This window comes from Phenylobacterium sp. (assembly GCF_041691455.1).
In the GTDB taxonomy this organism is placed as follows: Bacteria; Pseudomonadota; Alphaproteobacteria; order Caulobacterales; family Caulobacteraceae; genus Phenylobacterium.
The window spans coordinates 123,591-139,536 of record NZ_JBEPUO010000001.1; the positions used below are offsets into that span (position 1 = coordinate 123,591).

Below are 15,946 nucleotides of genomic sequence, written 5' to 3' on the forward strand. Positions count from 1 at the left end.
TCGCCGCGCTCTAGACCGGCAGGACCGCGCGGCGGCGCGCGGACCTGAGGCCCGCGCCCAGCATGCCGAACCCGCCCACCATCAGCGCCCAGGTTCCGGGTTCCGGAACGCCCGGCAGGTTGAGGTGGGTGTCGAAGGTGATGACCGAACTGGCCGTGGTCGGCCCGAACTGGACGGTCCCGTTGCCGGTGAAGGCGCCCGAGGCCCCGGCGAACCGGCCCGTGCCGCCGGTCACCACGAAGTTCTGTACGTTATTGAAGAGCCCCGGCGTGGCGGTGGCCGTGAGCGCGCCGTCGTAGGTGCCGATCAGGCTGTCCCCGCCGCCGAACTCATAGTCGAACTGACCGAGCGTGTAGGGCGCCGGAAGCGGCGGCACGATGCAGTGGCTCTCGATGGCGTCGAAGGCGCCGAGGTTCGATGTGCCCGACGAGGAGACGCTGCCCGGCTGGATCGTGACGGTGAACGCGCCCGACGAGGCGCACCGGCCCGCGGGCGAGGCGGGGAAGTTGACGTTGGACTGGGTTCCGCTGAACAGCACCACGGCGGCCAGGGAGGGCGCCGCGAAACCGACCGCGGCGGCTCCGGCGAGAAGTCCTGCGAGGTTCGAGAGATGACGGATCACGGGAAAGTCCCTTCGTGCCAGCGTCCAATTGACGAGGCCCGATCCAACACCAGCTCTGAAGGCAGGAGCAGTAGGGGAAACCTGATGTTTTCCTGATGGCCTGTATTCTTGGGTATTCGGCAGGCTTTATGCGGGCCGAACGACGATAGATATTCGCCTATCGCGCGAAGTCCGGGATTATCCCCGCGTCCTGCCAATAGTCCGCCAGACCTATATGTTCGACGATGGCCTGAAATCCGTCCAGCCACCGGATCGAGGCGGTGTCGCAGCGGAACAGGACCGTGGTGTCCGGCTGCCCACCCAGGGCGTAGGTGCCCATCATGTTGACGCCGGTCCGCCGCGACTGCGGGGCGTCCAGGCGGAAGATCTCGTCGGCGACCGCCAGGGCCGGGCCCGTTTCGTCGAGCGTCGTCAGCGCGTGGATGGCGACGACGGCCGGGACGATGCCGATCTGGGCGAAGTCGAGGAAGTTCTGCCGGGCCGCGGCCAGATCCTCGGGCCGCCGGTCGCGCCGCGCCTTCAGATGCAGCCGACGGCGCGCCACGTTCTCGTCGCCGCGGCCCACCGACGGCGGCGGCGCGGCGAGCATCTCCTCGACGACGTCATCGTGCCCCGCCAGAAGGTGCAGGCGGATGCGTTCCGACCAGACGAGCATGATCGCCGGCCAGAGCGCGTAGGCGCGGTCGATCTGCGCCAGGGCTTCGCGCGCCCGGCCGGCGTCGGCCAGCGCGGCGGCCAGCTCCACCGCGACCGACGCGCTCAGGGGGTTGAGCCGCTGGAGCGCGAGCAGGCTTTCCAGACCTTCCGCCGTCCGGCCGACCGCCAACAGGAACTGGGCGTGCAGCTGGCGCAGCGCCGGGCTCTCGGGCGTCAGGGCGAGGCCCCGCTCGAAGAGCGCCTCCACCTCCCGCCAGCGCCCAAACCTCGGGATCAGGCTCGCCAGGGCGCCGTAGGCCTGGCCGAGGCCGGGGTCGATCTCAAGGGCCCGCTCGGCCGAGGCCTTGCTTTCCGCTCGCCCCGCCGCCTGGCGCAAGGGTGGGAAGTAGAGCATCCGCAGGCGCTGGGCCTCGGCGAGGCTGGCCCAGGCGGCCGCGAAGTTGGGGGCGGCCGCCACCACCTGGTTCAGATAGGCCACCGCCTGTTCCGCGGACTCCCGGCCGGGCTGCTCCAGCGAGTGCAGCGCGCGGGCGTAGAGCTCAAAGGCCGCCGCATCGACCGCGTCGGGCGCCCGCTGGCGGCGCAGCCGGACCTGCAGGGTGTTGGCGACCCGCTCGGCGATCCGCGCCTGCGCGGCGAAGACCTGGGAGGCCGGGCCCTCCGACTCCTCCGACCAGAGCACCACGTCCCGCTCCGCGTCGACCAGGTAGGCGTTGACCCGCACGACGCCGTCGCGGACCCGCACCGAGCCGTCGACCATGTGGCTGGGTTTCAGCGCGGCCGCGGCCTCGGCCTTGCGCGCGCCGCGGAACTGGAAGCTCGAATGCCGCGCCGCGACGGCGAGGCCGCCGTTCCGCACGAGCTTGGAAAGGATGGCCTCCGAGACGCCCTCCGCCAGTCCCGCCGCGCCCGGTCCACCATCGCCGTCGAAAGGCAGGACGGCGACCAGGAGACGCCGCGCGCCGGCCTCAGCGGACGGCGCGGCGCCCAGCGGCGGAGATGGGAGGAGGCGATAGCCGATCCGCGACCGCGTCTCGATCCTGAAGGCCCCGTCGGCGCGGGCCGCCAGCGCCCGCAACAGGCTGATCGCCCGGTTGATCGCGTCGTCGGAGACCACCACCCCGCCCCAGCACCGCGCCGTCAGTTCGTCGCGGGACACCGTGGAGGCCTGGCGGCTGGCGAGGGCGACCAGGACCTGCATCACCCGGGGCTCGAGGCGTTCCACCCGGCCATCCGCCTCGACCTCCCCCCGCGAGGGCCTGACCGCGAGCCCGCCCAGCGAAAAGTCGGGTTCGAGTGCGAGTTGGACCGGTGGCGACGGCGTGGGAACGCGCTCGTTCATGCGGCGAGCATTCCACTGAACGGCGCAGCGGCGAAGGCCAATTGCGCCAAACAGCGGTCAGCGGGCGGCTCAGCCCTTCGGGTGGTTGGCGACGGCGCTGAACGGATTGGGGATCGTCCGGCCGGTCTCCAGCAGGGTCTTGAGGTTCGACAGCACGGCGGGCCAGCCACCGGAGATGTCGTTCAACGCCTTGTCGCTCAGGTCGGAGTGGGTGACCGTCAGCTTCACCTTGCCGCCCAGGTCCTCGATGTCGAAGACGCAGCGGTTGGTTGTGTCGGGATTGCCCCGATCGGAGGGGACTTCCCAGGTGGTGACCAGCCGGCGCGGCGGGTCGCTTTCCAGCACCTGGCCGATGACGTCGGCCGACTTCCCGGGCAGACGGTGCTGCCACTCCGAGCCCACCTTCCAATCCGAGACGTTCTCGCGCTCCCAATAGCTGGCGCTGATCTTGGCGTCGGTGAGCGCCTCCCAGACCTTCTGCGGCGTGCTGAGGATATAGGTCACGTAGACGTAGGTGTGCTTAGGCATCGTCTTCTCCTTCGAGGCGCTGTTTCAGGGCGGCCAGCGCATCGAGGCGCGGCCGTTCGAATTTCGCGATCCACCGCGCGTGGATCTCGTGGATCGGCACGGGGTTCAGGTAGTGCAGCTTCTCCCGCCCGCTCCGGACGGTGGCGATCAGGTTGGCGGCCTCCAGCACGGCCAGGTGCTGGCTCACCGCCTGGCGGGTCATGTCCAGGCGCCCGGCCAGCGCGCCCAGGGTCTGACCCTCATCGGCCTGGAGCAGGTCCAGCAGCCGCCGGCGGCTCGCGTCCGCCAGGGCCTTGAAGACCCGATCCATGTCGTCGGCCATGACCTAAAATATGCAAGTAATCACTTGCCGGTCAAGCCGCAGGGCTTAGCGGCGGCGGCCGCCGGGCTTGTAGCCCTTGGTCATCGGGTCGGGCTTGGTCGGCAGTGCGCCCGATCCGTCGCGGCGATAGTCTTCCTGGCTCGAGCCCAGACCCATGCGCCCGGGTCGCTGCTCCGTCAGCGCGCTCTCGCCACTGCGCAGGCGCTCGATCGCCTCGCCCAGGAGGTCGGCGGTTTCCGCATCGCCCGCGGCGCGGGCCTCGGCCATGCGGGCTTCGAGCTTTGCGATGGCGTCCATGGCTGGGCAACGTAGCATGCGGCCGGTCCGTTGCCGTCCTGCAGGAGTCGCCGTCCCCATGCGTCTATCCATGCTTGCCTTGGTCGCCGCCCTGCTCGCAGCCGGCGGCCCCGCGCTGGCTGCGCCCGCGTGCGTCCGCCCCGCCGCCCTGACGCCCGCTCCGGTGATCGTCCCGCGGGCCGACGAGGTCGTAAGCGGCGTGACCACGGCCTACTACCTGCTGGCGCTCAGCTGGACGCCGCAGTGGTGCCGTTCGGGCGGGGCCGGCGCGAGCGCCAAGGAGATGGAATGCGGCCAGGCCTTCGGCTTCAGCCTGCACGGCCTGTGGCCGGATGGGGCGGCCAAGCCCTACCCGCGCTTCTGCCGCCCGGTAGGCGCCCTCGACGCTTCGACAGTTGTCGAAATGTATTGCCGCACGCCCTCGCCCAAGCTGCTGCAGCACGAATGGCAGGCCCACGGCGCCTGCGGCTGGAACGACCCCAAGGCCTATTTCGGCCAGGCGTCGCGGCTCTACGACCGCCTGGTCATGCCGCGCATCGAGGCGATCGCGCCGGACGCCCTGACGGCGGGCGCCGTGCGCGCCGCCTTCGTCGCCCGCAACCCGGGGCTCGCGCGGAACCAGGTCTTCGTCCAGACCGACCGCAGCGACGACCTGACCGAGGTCCGCATCTGCTACGACCTGAAGTTCCGGCCCGCGGCCTGTCCCGGCGGGACGGGGACGCCGGACCGGGTGCGGCTGCATCTCGCGCCCAGCCGGACGGGCGCCTTCTAGCGCCTGGGGCGTTTTGGCTTACCAAGTCATCCTGCGGCCACGATGCGCCGCCAGCCTTAGGTTCATGATGCATCCGACCCTGACGACCCGCCGCCGGCTGCTGGCGCTGGCCGCCGCAGCCGCTGCCGTTCCGCCGCTCCAGGCCCTGGCGGCCACAGCCCCAACGCCCCTCTCGGCCGACGACCAGGCCCTGGTGGACAAGGCGGTCGCCTATCTGCAGGGCCTGACCGAGGCCAAGGGCCGCTTCGTGCAGACCGATGCGCGCGGCGCGACCAGCCAGGGCGAACTCTTCCTGAAGCGGCCCGGCAAGGCGCGCTTCGCCTACGATCCGCCGTCGGGCCTCTTGGTGGTCTCCGACGGCGGCGCCGTCGCCATCGCCGACAGCCGGCTGAAGACCTTCGATTCCTACCCGCTGATGGCGACGCCGCTGTCGCTGTTCCTGGCCAAGACCATCCGGCTGGACAGGGGCGTGCAGGTGACGCGGGTGGCGCGCGCCGCCGACGGCTTCACCATCACCGCCCGCGACGGCAAGAAGGAGACCGCGGGCCAGATCGCGCTGACCTTCACCGACAATCCCCTGGTCCTGGCGGGCTGGGCGGTCACCGACGCCCAGAGCCGAACGACCCAGGTCCGGATCGCCGGACTACAGCGCGTGACCGGCCTCGATCCGTCGCTGTTCGTCCTGAAGGACCCCCGCCCGAAGAACGTCGGCCGCGGCAAGATGTGACGGATTCGCCACGAGCAAGGGTTAACTTTTGGCCGCTTGACTTTAACCATCTCTGTGGCTTCAATGCCACTACGCCATTGGCGCGGCGCACGCGCCGACGGAATCCGTGCCGGAACCTATCCCCTCCCGGCGGCGGCATGAGAGACCACTGAACGCCCGGGCTTCTCCAGTGCCCGGGCGTCTCTTTGTCAGCCATTCCCTCGCTGCCCGGCCACGCCTAAGGAGGCGCATGCGTCTTCGAATCTGCACCTGGAACGTCAACTCCGTCCGCCTGCGCGCCGAGCAGGCCGCCCGCTTCGTGGCCGAACAGGCGCCCGACGTCCTGTGCATGCAGGAGATCAAGTGCCAGACCGGCGAGTTCCCGCGCGAGGCCTTCGCCGAAATGGGCCTGCCGCACCTGAAGATCGCCGGTCAGAAGGGCTGGCACGGGGTGGCCATCGCCTCGCGACTGCCGCTGGAGGACGCCCCGCCGCTCGACGTCTGCCGCGAAGGCCACGCCCGCTGCGTGGGCGCGACCGTAGCCGGCGTCGAGATCCACAACTTCTATATCCCGGCCGGCGGCGACGTCCCCGACCGCGCGGTGAACCCCAAGTTCGACCACAAGCTCGACTTCTACGAGAAGCTCACCGCCGAGCTTTCCAAGCGCGATCCCAAGGCGCCGCTGGCCATCGTCGGCGACCTGAACGTGGCGCCCGGCGAGAACGACGTCTGGAACCACCGGTACATGTCGAAGATCGTCAGCCACACGCCGGTCGAGATCGAGGCCATGGCCGCGCTGCAGGCCTCGCTGGGCTTCATCGACCTGACGCGCGAGGCCTATCCCGAGCCGCAGAAGCTGGCCTCGTGGTGGAGCTACCGCGCCCAGGACTTCCGCCAGTCCAACCGCGGCCTGAGGCTCGACCATATCCTGGTGACGCCCGGCCTGCGCGACGCGGCCTTCCGCCAGGGCTCCGCCTCAGCACGGATCCACGACGACGTGAGGGAATGGGAACGCCCCAGCGACCACGCGCCGGTCAGCGCGGATCTGGGGTTCTAAGGCGCCAGCCGGTAGCCGCCGGCTTCGGTCAGCAGCAGCCTGGCGTTGGCGGGGTCCGGCTCGATCTTCTGGCGCAGGCGGTAGACGTGGGTTTCCAGGGTGTGGGTGGTGACCCCGGCATTGTAGCCCCAGACCTCGGCCAGGAGTTCCTCGCGCGACACCGGCTTTTCGCCGGCGCGGTAGAGGTATTTCAGGATGTTGGTTTCCTTCTCCGTCAGGCGGATTTTCTTGCCCTGCGCGTCGACCAGCATCTTGGCCGCCGGGCGGAACTCGTAGGCGCCCAGGCGGAAGACCGCGCCCTCCGAATGTTCGTAGTCGCGCAGCTGCACGCGGATGCGGGCGAGCAGCACAGCGAACTTATAGGGCTTGGCCACATAGTCGTTGGCCCCGGCGTCGAGCCCCTTGATGGTGTCGTCGTCCTCGCCGGCCGCGGTCAGCATGATGACCGGCGTCGCGACCCCGCTCTCGCGGATGCGGCGGCAGGCTTCGCGCCCGTCGAAGTCGGGAAGGTCGACGTCCAGCAGGATGAGGTCGGGCCGCGCGGTCTGGGCCAGCCGCACGCCTTCGCCCGCCGTGGCGGCCTCCAGCGTCGTGAAGTCCTCGGCCTGCAGCTGTTCGGCGACCGCCCCGCGAAGGTCCGCGTCGTCATCGACGATGAGGAGGGTCTTGCGTTGAGCCATGGCGTGCGACCATGCACCGTATGTAGGCTCCCGGGCAAAGGGATTTGCGTTCGCCGATGATCTTCACCGCCACGGCCGACGGCTGGCTGGACCTGGGCGGGCGCCGCGTGCGCTGCGCGCTGGGCAAGTCCGGGGTCAAACCCGCCGCCGAGAAACGCGAGGGCGACCTCGCCTCGCCGGCCGGCGTCTGGCCGATCCGCCGCGTGCTCTACCGCCCCGACGAGGGCGCGCCGCCGAAGACCGGGCTGCCCGTCGCGCCGCTCGCGCCCGACGACGGCTGGTGCGACGCCCCGGACGACCCCGACTACAACCGCCCCGTCAAGCTGCCGCACGCCGCCAGCTTCGAGCGGATGTGGCGCGACGACAACCTCTACGACCTGGTGGTCGTCCTCGGGCACAACGACGACCCGCCGAAACCGCACATGGGATCGTGCATCTTCCTGCACCTGGCGCGGCCCGGCTATGCGCCCACCGAGGGCTGCGTGGCGGTGACCCGCGAGGACATGGAAGCGCTGCTGGCTTCGGCCAGGCCCGGCGACGCCGTCGAGATCAAGGGTGGCTAGCCGCCGGGACGATCTTGAGGCGGCCGACGGATCGACGGCGGCGAAGCTCTGCGCCGCGGCGATGGACGAGTTCAATGCGCACGGCTTCGCCGGCACCGACACCAACCGGATCGCGCGCCGCGCCGGCTTCGCGCCGCAGACCTTCTATCGCTGGTACCGGGACAAGACCGAGATCTTCGTCGCCGCCTACCGGGCCTGGGAGGACGCCGAGAAGGACGTCCTTGGGAGCCTGCTCGCGCGCGACGCGCCGGTCGAGGCGCTGGTGGAGGCCGGCATCGCGCATCACCGGCGCTATCTGATGTTCCGCAGGAGCCTGCGGCAGCTCTCGCTCGAAAATCCCGCTGTGCGTCGCGCGCGAGCCGAAAGTCGCCTGCGGCAGATCGATCAGATCCACACCTGGACCGGGCTCGCGGCCGACACCGGGACCGTGGCCGTGCGGCTGTTGCAGCTGGAACGCCTCTCCGACGCGGTGGCCGAGGGCGAGCTCGCCGACATGGGCCTCAGTGAAGACGAAGCGCGCGCGGCGCTGGGCCGCATCGTGGCGAGCTTGCGGGATACGGCCTAGGGCGCGATCGCCGCGCGTCCATAGAGCGAGGCGAACGCCATCAGCCCGCCGGCGATGGCCAGGTCCTTGACGAACTGGGTGCGCTCGACCTTGTCGGCGAAGTCCAGGTGGAAGACGAAGGCGGTCATCAGGCTGAAGACCGCCAGCGCGAGCGCCGCCCAGCGCGCCTGCCAGCCGATCAGCACCAGCGCGCCGGCCCCGATCTCCAGGGCGATGACCAGGGGCAGCAACAGGCCGGGCACGCGATGCTCGGCCATGTGGTCGAGAAACGGCTTCGGCCCGATGATCTTGGCGATCCCGGCCGACACGAACAGGAAGGCGATCAAAGCCCGCCCGAGGATGTTCACCGCCGTCCAGGCCATTGACGATCTCCCTCAAAGACAAGGTGATATATCTATCACTATCTGAGAGCGGTCAAGTCGGCCACGATTCCCTGTCCCCTCGGAGGCACGACACATGCCCTTGTCGACCTGGATCGCCTTTACGCTGGCCGCCGCCGCCATGGGGCTGATTCCGGGCCCGGGCGTGACCAGCATCGTGGGCTATGCGCTCAGCTCCGGACGGCGCACGGCCCTGGCCTCGGTCGCCGGCATGGCGCTGGGCAATGCGCTCTGCATGACCGTGTCGCTGGCCGGCGCCGGCGCGCTGCTCGCCGCTTCGGCGATCGCCTTCACGGCGCTGAAGTGGGCGGGCGCGCTCTACCTGATCGGGCTCGGCGTCCTGGCGATCGTCCGCAGCGGCCCGGCCCACGATACCGCGCGGACCTTCGCGCCGATCCGGCCGCGCACCGCCTTCCTCGGCAACCTGGCGGTGGGGACCTTCCACCCGAAGACCATCGTCTTCTTCGTAGCCTTCGCGCCGCAGTTCATTCGGGCGGACGCGAGCTATCCGCTGCAGGCCGCCCTACTGATCGCCACCTTCACCGTGGTCGTCGGGGCGACCGACACGGCCTATGCGCTCGCCGCCGCCCGCGCCTCGCACCTGCTGAAGAGCCCGCGGGCCACGCGCTGGTCGCGGCGGGCCGGCGGCGGGGTGCTGATCGCGGCCGGCGTCGCCACCGCCGCGGCGTCTCGGGCCTAGGCCCGCGCCCCGAACACCGCCGAGCCGACCCGGACGCTGGTGGCGCCGAAGGCGATGGCGGTCTCGAAGTCGCCGCTCATGCCCATGGAGAGCTTCGAAAGCCCGTTGCGCGCGGCGATCCTGGCCAGCAGCGCGAAGTGCGGGCCCGCGGGCTCGTCGACCGGCGGGATACACATCAGGCCCTCGGGCTCGAGGCCGTAGCTGGTGCGGCAGGCGGCGATGAAAGCGTCGGCGTCGGCCGGGATCACGCCGGCCTTCTGCGGCTCCTCGCCGGTGTTGACCTGGACGTAGAGCCGGGGCCCGCGCCCCTGGGCCTGGACTTGGTCGGCGAGGACGCGGGCCAGCTTCTCACGGTCGAGGGTCTCGATGACGTCGAAGAAGGCCACGGCCTCGGCGGCCTTGTTGCTCTGCAAGGGGCCGATGAGGTGCAGGGTCAGGCCATCGCGGTGTTCGGCCCAGCGGCCCTGCGCCTCCTGGACGCGGTTCTCGCCGTATACCGTCTGGCCCGCCGCCAGGACCGGCGCAATGGCCTCCCAGGGCTGCATCTTGGAGACCGCGACCAGGGTCACCTCCGACGGCGCGCGGCCTGCGGCTTGCGCCGCGCGGGCGATCCGGGCCACGACAGCGGCGTAGGCCCCTTCCTGGCTAGGGGCGGCGGGATCGGGAGAGGCGGCCATTTCCGGGGGTTTCTGGACCTTGGCGAGAACCGCTGCGTTCCTAGGGCGCCGCAGCGGCGGGCGAAAGGCCCTGCCGAGCCTGCTGTTCTTCACCGACCCGGCCCGCACCCCCGAACCCGAGGTGATCGCCCGGCGCCTGCCGCCCGGCGCCGCGGTGGTCTACCGCGCGTTCGGCGCGGGGGACGCGGCGGCGCAGGGCGCGAGGCTCGCGGTCATCGCGCGCGGCCGGAAGCTCAAGTTGCTGGTCGGCGCCGATGCGGACCTGGCCGCGCGGCTGGGCGCGCATGGCGTGCACCTGCCCGAACGACTGGCGCACCGGGCCCGCCAGCTCAAGGCCGCTCATCCCGGCTGGCTGGTCACCGCCGCGGCGCATTCGCCGCGCGGCGCGCGCCGCGCGCTCCTGGCCGGGGCGGATGCGGTGGTGGTCTCAGCGGTCTTCCCGAGCCGCAGCGCCTCCGCGGGACCACCGATGGGGCCGATCCGGCTGGCGATGCTGGTGCGGGGCCTAGGCGGGCCGGTCTACGCCCTGGGCGGCGTCGATAATAAAACGGCCCGCCGTCTTAAAGACGCGGGCCTGGTCGGTCTGGCGGCGGTGGACGCCTTTAGAACTTGAACTTGGTCTCGAACTGGACGCGCGGCTGGCTGCTGTCGGGCGTGTTCGGCTTCGGCCCCGGCACGATCTGCTGCTCGCCGAGCGCCACGGCGCCGCCAACCCGCAGCGACGGCGTGATCTTGTAGTAGGCGCCGGCCTGGATGTCGTTGAGCGTGGTTTCGCGGGTGTCGGGCTGCTGCAGATTGAACATCACGCCCCAACGGCCCTTGGCCGCATCCCACTTCAGGGTCTGGGCGCCCGACGCCACGGCGGTAGGTTCGGCGCGGACCGTGAAGTCCATGGGCTTGGTCTTGGCCGCGTCCGCGGCCTGCGCAACGCCGCCGGCCGCCGCGAGGGCGGCGGTCGTGGCGATCAGCAGTGCGAACCGACGGACGGACATGCCCTACATATAGTCCCTGCAACCCGCGCGCGCATCCCCGGGCTTCCCCCAGGACACCTCACGGCTCAGTTCGATTAGAGAGCCGCGAGGGGCAAGGTCAACCGACTCCCTCATTATGCAGCTCGAATGCGTCGAAGAACCTCGGCGCCTGTGGCGGCGGGGCCACGCGATTCCTGTTTGGCGACTGACACGGCGTTGTTATAGAGGGCCAGGCGCGGGGCGGCGCCGTGGCGCTTGGCTTGAGCGCGACGGAAACCATTGGAGACGGATACATATGCCGTTTGTGCGCGGTACCTGGATGCGTGGCGTAGCGTTGAGCGCCTTGGCTACGGCCCTGCTGGGCGTGGCGGGTTGTTCCCATGTCATGCATCCGTTCGGCGGCGGCAATGGCCCCCGGGCGACAGCCGGACCCGACGGCCAGCCGGCCTCGATCAGCGTCAACAGCTATCTGTGGAGCGCGACGCTCCAGACCCTGTCGTTCATGCCGCTGGCCTCGGCCGACCCCTACGGCGGCGTGGTGATCACCGACTGGTACACCAATCCGGAAAAGCCGGATGAGCGCTTCAAGGTCACCGTCTACATCCTGGACGCGCGGCTGCGCGCCGACGGGCTGAACGTCGCGGTGTTCAAGCAGAACAAGGCCGCCGACGGCAACTGGGTCGACGCCCCCTCGGCCAGCCAGACCGAGACGGACTTCGAAAACGCCATCCTGACCAAGGCGCGGCAGCTTCGACTCTCGAACCTCAAGGGCTGATCGCCCTTAAGATCGTTCGTTTGTCGGCGCCCTCCCGCGTGAGGCGTTGACCGGAAGTCCAACTCCAGTCCAAAGCCTCTTCAAGATGGCCCGCTATAATCCCAAAGAGACCGAGCCCAAGTGGCGCAAGGCCTGGGCGGACACCGACGCCTTCCGCGCGGTGATGGATCCGTCCCGGCCCAAGTACTACGTGCTGGAGATGTTCCCCTACCCGTCGGGGCGTCTGCACATGGGCCATGTGCGCAACTATGCGCTGGGCGACGTCATCGCCCGCTTCAAGCGCGCCCGCGGCTTTTCCGTGCTGCATCCGATGGGCTGGGACGCCTTCGGCCTGCCGGCAGAGAACGCCGCCATGGAGCGCGGCGTCGATCCCCGGGCCTGGACCTACGACAACATCACCCGCATGCGCTCCGAGCTGAAGGAGCTGGGCCTCTCGATCGACTGGTCCCGCGAGTTCGCCACCTGCGACATCGAATATTACGGCAAGCAGCAGGCGCTGTTCCTGGACCTGTTCGCCCAGGGTCTCGTCTACCGCAAGGAAGGCATGGTCAACTGGGATCCGGTCGACCAGACGGTGCTGGCCAACGAGCAGGTGGTCGACGGCCGCGGCTGGCGCTCCGGCGCGGTGGTCGAGAAACGTAAGCTGAACCAGTGGTTCCTGCGCATCACCGACTACGCCGACCAGCTGACCGACGACCTGGCGGGCCTCGACCGCTGGCCGGAGAAGGTGCGGGTCATGCAGGAGAACTGGATCGGCCGCTCCAAGGGCCTGAAGTTCGCCTTCCACTTCGCCGGCGCGGCCCCGCCGGGCTTCGAGAAGGGCGTGGAGGTCTACACGACCCGCCCGGACACCCTCTATGGCGCGAGCTTCGTCGGCATCGCGCCCGACCATCCGCTGGCCGAACAGATCGCCGCGCGCGATCCCAAGGCCGCGGCCTTCATCGCCGAGTGCAAGAAGGGCGGCGCCTCCCAGGCGGAGATCGACACCGCCGAGAAGATCGGCTTCGACACCGGCCTGAAGGTCGCCCACCCGTTCGACCCGGCGTGGGAGCTGCCGGTCTGGATCGCCAACTTCATCCTGATGGACTACGGGACCGGCGCGATCTTCGCCTGCCCGGCGCATGACCAGCGGGACCTGGATTTCTCCCGCAAGTACAGCCTGCCGGTGAAGCCCGTCGTGCTGCCGCCGGGCGAGGATCCGGCGACCTTCGCGGTGGCCGACGAGGCCTATACGGGCCCGGGGACCATCTACAACTCCGGTTTCCTCGACGGACTCGACATCGAGGCCGCCAAGGCCGCGGCGATCGCCCGGATCGAAGCGCAGAACCAGGGCGAGGGCGCGACCGTCTATCGCCTGCGCGACTGGGGCGTCGCCCGCCAGCGCGCCTGGGGTTGCCCCATTCCCGTGGTCCACTGCGCCAAGGGCGGCGTGGTGCCCCTGCCCAAGTCGGCGGTGCCGCTGGCGCTCCCCGACGACCTGGAATTCGGCAAGCCGGGCAATGCGCTGGAGCGCCATCCGACCTGGAAGCACACCACCTGTCCGGAGTGCGGCGGGCCGGCGACGCGCGAGACCGACACGCTCGACACCTTCGTGGACAGCTCCTGGTACTTCGCCCGTTTCGCCAACTCCGATGCGCCGCAGCCCATCGACAAGGCCGCGGCGGACTACTGGCTGCCCGTCGACCAGTACATCGGCGGCATCGAGCACGCGGTGCTGCACCTGCTCTATGCGCGCTTCGTCACCAAGGCGCTGGCCGACGACGGCCAGCTGTCGGTGCGCGAGCCGTTCGCCGGCCTCTTCACCCAGGGCATGGTCACCCACGAGACCTACCGCCGGCAGAGCGGCGAGTGGGCGGAGCCCCGGGAGGTGGAGATCCTCGTCGAGGGCAAGACCCGGCGCGCGCGCCTGCTGGAAAACGGCGCCGAGGTGGTGATCGGCGACGCCGAGAAGATGTCCAAGTCCACGCGCAACACCGTGGCCCCCGAGGAGATCTTCGACGTCTACGGCGTCGACGCCGCGCGCCTGTTCGTGCTCTCCGACAGCCCGCCCGAGCGGGACACCCTGTGGTCGAGCGCCGGCGTCCAGGGCGCCTGGCGGTTCGTCAACCGGGTCTGGGAGGAGTTCGACAGCCAGCCGGCCTCCGCGCCCGCCGCCGGGGCCGACGCGGCGGCGCTCGCCGTGCGCCGCGCCACCCACAAGCTCACCAAGCAGGTGACCGAGGCCATCGACAGCTTCCGGTTCAACTCCGGCATCGCCCGGCTCTACGAGTTCCTGAACCTCTTGAAGGCCAATCCGGCCAAGGGCGCCTCTCCGGCCCTGCTGGCCGCCCGCCAGGAGGCGCTGTCGGCGTTCGCACGCCTGATCGCGCCGTTCACGCCGCACCTGGCCGAAGAGTGCTGGGTCCGGGTCGGCGGACAGGGCATGGTGGCCATGGCCCCCTGGCCAGAGTTCGACGCGGCGCTCACCGAGGACGCCGTGCGCGTGCTGCCGGTGCAGGTCAACGGCAAGCGCCGCGGGGAAATCTCAGCCCCGGCCGGGGCCTCGGCCGCCGATGTGGAGAAGATCGTGCTTGACGACCCGGAGATCGCACGGCGCCTTGAGGGCCTGACCATCCGCAAGGTGATCGTGGTGCCCGACCGCATCGTCAATATCGTGGCCGCCTGATGGGCCGGGTCCTCGCCCTTGCCGCGATCGCCGCCGCCGGCCTGGCGCTGGGCGGCTGCGGGTTCACCCCGCTCTACGCCCAGCAGGGCGTGGTCTCGAGCCTCGCGGCGATCGACGTGGTGGCGCCGCAGGGCCGCACCGGCTACCTGCTGCGCCAGCACCTGGACGATGCCTTCGCCAAGAACCACGCCGGGCCCGCGAAATATTCCATGCGGCTGGCGATCTCCGAAGCCCGCTATCCGCGCGGCATCCGCACCGACAACGTCGCGACCCGCTACGAATATGTGCTGACCGCCGACTACACGCTCGCCAACCTGCCGGCCGGCGACGTCGCCAAGAAGGGCCGGGTGCGCGTCGAGCTGACCTATGATTCCGCCGACCAGCCCTACGCCTCGATCGCCGCCCAACAGGACGCCGAGGACCGCGGCGCCGAGGAAGCCGCGCGCCGCATCCAGCTCGAACTCGCCGCCTGGCTGGCGACCGGCGAACCCAAGGCGTCCAAGCCGCCGACGGTCGTGCCGCCCAGCGCCTCGGGGACCCCGAAGAAGGGCTGAGGGCATGATCCTCGGCAAACGTCCCGATATCGAGCGGTTCCTGAGGGCGCCGGACAGCCAGGTCCGCGCCGCCCTGATCTACGGCCGCGACATGGGCGTGGTGCGTGAGCGCGGCCAGGAGCTCTCGGGCCGGATCGCCAGGGATCCGAACGACCCCTTCGACGTGGCGCAGCTCACCGACGGCGACCTCGACGCCGACGCCGGACGCCTGGAGGGCGAGCTCGCGGCCCAGTCGCTGATGGGCGGCCGCCGGCTGGTGCGCCTGCGCTTCGCCACCGAGAAGGCCGGCCTCGACAAGCTGGCCGCCGAAGCCCTCACCCGCCATGCCGCCGGCGAGCTCAATCCCGACGCCTTCCTGCTGATCGAGGCCGGCGCGCTGGGCCGCGACTCCGCCTTGCGCAAGGTCGCCGAGAAGGCGCCGGCGGTGGCCACCATCCCTTGCTACGAGGACGAGCCCGGCGACGTGGCCCGGCAGGTCCGCGAGGCGCTGGCCAAGGACAACCTCTCGCTCAGCTCCGAGGCCCTGGCGGTGTTCGTGGCCAGGATGCCCAAGGAGCGCGGGGTCGCCCGCCAGGAGATCGAGCGGCTGGCCCTCTACCTCGGCCCCGGCAGCGGCGCGACCGCGACGCCGGCCGACCTTGAACCCTTCCTTGGCGTCGAGCCCGAGGCCTCGCTGGCCGACGCGGCGGCCGACGCCTTCGGAGGACGCCTCGCCGACGCCCAGGCCGGGATGCGCCGCGCCGCCCAGGAAGGCGAGGCCGGGCCCGCCGCCGTCCGCGCCATGGGCATGCACCTGGGTCGCCTGCGCCGCACCCTGACCCTGGCCAAGAGCGGCGCGGGCCTGCAGGAGGCGGCCAAGGCCTCGGGCGTCTTCTGGAAGCAGGAGCGCGAGTTCCTGCGCCAGGCCCGCAGCTGGACGCTGGACGAGCTCGACCGCATCCAGCCGGAGATCCTCAACGCCGACCGGCTCTGCAAGACCGCCGGCTCCCCCGACCAGCTGATCGCCGAGCGCCTGGCGCTGGCGGTCGCCGGACGGGCGCGGCGCCTCGGCCTCTAACCTCGGGCCTTGTGGCCGGCCGCGAAGGCCGGAATACTCCCGCCCATAGTCAGCGA

At 70.6% G+C, this 15,946-nt stretch carries 20 protein-coding genes; 11 read left to right on the forward strand and 9 right to left on the reverse strand.

Annotated features, from left to right (window positions below):
* Positions 1-10 precede the first annotated feature (10 nt).
* The 5 genes from ACESMY_RS00650 to ACESMY_RS00670 all read right to left on the reverse strand — a co-directional run bounded on the left by ACESMY_RS00650 (position 11) and on the right by ACESMY_RS00670 (position 3,786).
* The gene (locus tag ACESMY_RS00650; RefSeq protein ID WP_372781140.1) at positions 11-622 is read right to left on the reverse strand and encodes a PEPxxWA-CTERM sorting domain-containing protein; all 612 of its coding nucleotides are present in this window, start codon (positions 620-622) and stop codon (positions 11-13) included.
* 157 nt (positions 623-779) lie between these two features.
* Complete coding sequence (locus tag ACESMY_RS00655) at positions 780-2,621, reverse strand: winged helix-turn-helix domain-containing protein (RefSeq protein WP_372781142.1); 1,842 nt, start codon at positions 2,619-2,621, stop codon at positions 780-782.
* Positions 2,622-2,690: 69 nt separating this feature from the next.
* Entirely contained in the window at positions 2,691-3,149 is a 459-nt protein-coding gene (locus ACESMY_RS00660) for an SRPBCC family protein (RefSeq protein WP_372781144.1), read from the reverse strand.
* Positions 3,142-3,471 carry an ArsR/SmtB family transcription factor gene (locus ACESMY_RS00665; protein WP_372781146.1) on the reverse strand — a complete coding sequence of 110 codons (330 nt, stop codon included), beginning with the start codon at positions 3,469-3,471 and terminating at the stop codon, positions 3,142-3,144. The genes ACESMY_RS00660 and ACESMY_RS00665 overlap by 8 nt, the downstream gene beginning before the upstream one ends.
* A 45-nt stretch (positions 3,472-3,516) precedes the next feature.
* Positions 3,517-3,786, reverse strand: coding sequence for a hypothetical protein (locus ACESMY_RS00670; RefSeq protein ID WP_372781148.1), 270 nt, complete (start codon positions 3,784-3,786; stop codon positions 3,517-3,519).
* Between the two features lie 40 nt (positions 3,787-3,826).
* Here ACESMY_RS00670 and ACESMY_RS00675 point away from each other — a divergent pair, with 40 nt between their 5' ends.
* The 3 genes from ACESMY_RS00675 (at position 3,827) to ACESMY_RS00685 (ending at position 6,303) form a co-directional block, all read left to right on the forward strand.
* On the forward strand, positions 3,827-4,540 hold the full coding sequence (locus ACESMY_RS00675; protein ID WP_372781150.1) for a ribonuclease T: 714 nt from the start codon (positions 3,827-3,829) through the stop codon (positions 4,538-4,540).
* 67 nt (positions 4,541-4,607) lie between these two features.
* Entirely contained in the window at positions 4,608-5,267 is a 660-nt protein-coding gene (locus ACESMY_RS00680) for an outer membrane lipoprotein carrier protein LolA (protein WP_372781152.1), read from the forward strand.
* Between the two features lie 229 nt (positions 5,268-5,496).
* Entirely contained in the window at positions 5,497-6,303 is an 807-nt protein-coding gene (locus tag ACESMY_RS00685; protein ID WP_372781154.1) for an exodeoxyribonuclease III, read from the forward strand.
* Here the strand turns inward: ACESMY_RS00685 and ACESMY_RS00690 are convergent.
* Entirely contained in the window at positions 6,300-6,983 is a 684-nt protein-coding gene (locus ACESMY_RS00690; RefSeq protein WP_372781156.1) for a response regulator transcription factor, read from the reverse strand. The genes ACESMY_RS00685 and ACESMY_RS00690 overlap by 4 nt on opposite strands.
* A gap of 56 nt (positions 6,984-7,039) precedes the next feature.
* On the opposite strand from ACESMY_RS00690, the gene ACESMY_RS00695 reads away from it, so the two are divergent.
* Together ACESMY_RS00695 and ACESMY_RS00700 are read left to right on the forward strand one after the other, a co-directional pair.
* Positions 7,040-7,546: a L,D-transpeptidase gene (locus ACESMY_RS00695; RefSeq protein WP_372781158.1), complete on the forward strand. Its 507-nt coding sequence runs from the start codon at positions 7,040-7,042 to the stop codon at positions 7,544-7,546.
* On the forward strand, positions 7,539-8,111 hold the full coding sequence (locus ACESMY_RS00700) for a TetR/AcrR family transcriptional regulator (protein ID WP_372781160.1): 573 nt from the start codon (positions 7,539-7,541) through the stop codon (positions 8,109-8,111). The genes ACESMY_RS00695 and ACESMY_RS00700 overlap by 8 nt, the downstream gene beginning before the upstream one ends.
* On the opposite strand, the gene ACESMY_RS00705 is transcribed toward ACESMY_RS00700, so the two are convergent.
* Positions 8,108-8,473 carry a DoxX family protein gene (locus tag ACESMY_RS00705; RefSeq protein ID WP_372781162.1) on the reverse strand — a complete coding sequence of 122 codons (366 nt, stop codon included), beginning with the start codon at positions 8,471-8,473 and terminating at the stop codon, positions 8,108-8,110. The two genes, ACESMY_RS00700 and ACESMY_RS00705, sit on opposite strands and share 4 nt — an antisense overlap.
* Before the next feature lie 94 nt (positions 8,474-8,567).
* Between ACESMY_RS00705 and ACESMY_RS00710 the strand changes: the two genes are divergently transcribed.
* Entirely contained in the window at positions 8,568-9,191 is a 624-nt protein-coding gene (locus tag ACESMY_RS00710) for a LysE family translocator (RefSeq protein ID WP_372781164.1), read from the forward strand.
* On the opposite strand, the gene ACESMY_RS00715 is transcribed toward ACESMY_RS00710, so the two are convergent.
* Positions 9,188-9,868: a YggS family pyridoxal phosphate-dependent enzyme gene (locus tag ACESMY_RS00715; protein WP_372781166.1), complete on the reverse strand. Its 681-nt coding sequence runs from the start codon at positions 9,866-9,868 to the stop codon at positions 9,188-9,190. The two genes, ACESMY_RS00710 and ACESMY_RS00715, sit on opposite strands and share 4 nt — an antisense overlap.
* A 19-nt stretch (positions 9,869-9,887) precedes the next feature.
* Between ACESMY_RS00715 and ACESMY_RS00720 the strand changes: the two genes are divergently transcribed.
* Positions 9,888-10,481 (forward strand): thiamine phosphate synthase, encoded by a 594-nt coding sequence (locus tag ACESMY_RS00720; protein ID WP_372781168.1) that lies wholly within the window; start codon positions 9,888-9,890, stop codon positions 10,479-10,481.
* On the opposite strand, the gene ACESMY_RS00725 is transcribed toward ACESMY_RS00720, so the two are convergent.
* Entirely contained in the window at positions 10,471-10,860 is a 390-nt protein-coding gene (locus ACESMY_RS00725; protein WP_372781170.1) for an NtrZ family periplasmic regulatory protein, read from the reverse strand. The two genes, ACESMY_RS00720 and ACESMY_RS00725, sit on opposite strands and share 11 nt — an antisense overlap.
* A gap of 274 nt (positions 10,861-11,134) precedes the next feature.
* On the opposite strand from ACESMY_RS00725, the gene ACESMY_RS00730 reads away from it, so the two are divergent.
* The 4 genes from ACESMY_RS00730 (at position 11,135) to holA (ending at position 15,890) form a co-directional block, all read left to right on the forward strand.
* Positions 11,135-11,614: a DUF3576 domain-containing protein gene (locus ACESMY_RS00730; protein ID WP_372781172.1), complete on the forward strand. Its 480-nt coding sequence runs from the start codon at positions 11,135-11,137 to the stop codon at positions 11,612-11,614.
* Positions 11,615-11,699: 85 nt separating this feature from the next.
* Positions 11,700-14,279, forward strand: a complete 2,580-nt coding sequence (gene leuS / locus ACESMY_RS00735) for a leucine--tRNA ligase (RefSeq protein ID WP_372781174.1) — start codon at positions 11,700-11,702, stop codon at positions 14,277-14,279.
* On the forward strand, positions 14,279-14,833 hold the full coding sequence (lptE, locus tag ACESMY_RS00740; protein ID WP_372781176.1) for an LPS assembly lipoprotein LptE: 555 nt from the start codon (positions 14,279-14,281) through the stop codon (positions 14,831-14,833). The genes leuS and lptE overlap by 1 nt, the downstream gene beginning before the upstream one ends.
* Before the next feature lie 4 nt (positions 14,834-14,837).
* Positions 14,838-15,890, forward strand: coding sequence for a DNA polymerase III subunit delta (gene holA, locus ACESMY_RS00745; protein ID WP_372781178.1), 1,053 nt, complete (start codon positions 14,838-14,840; stop codon positions 15,888-15,890).
* Positions 15,891-15,946 lie beyond the last annotated feature (56 nt).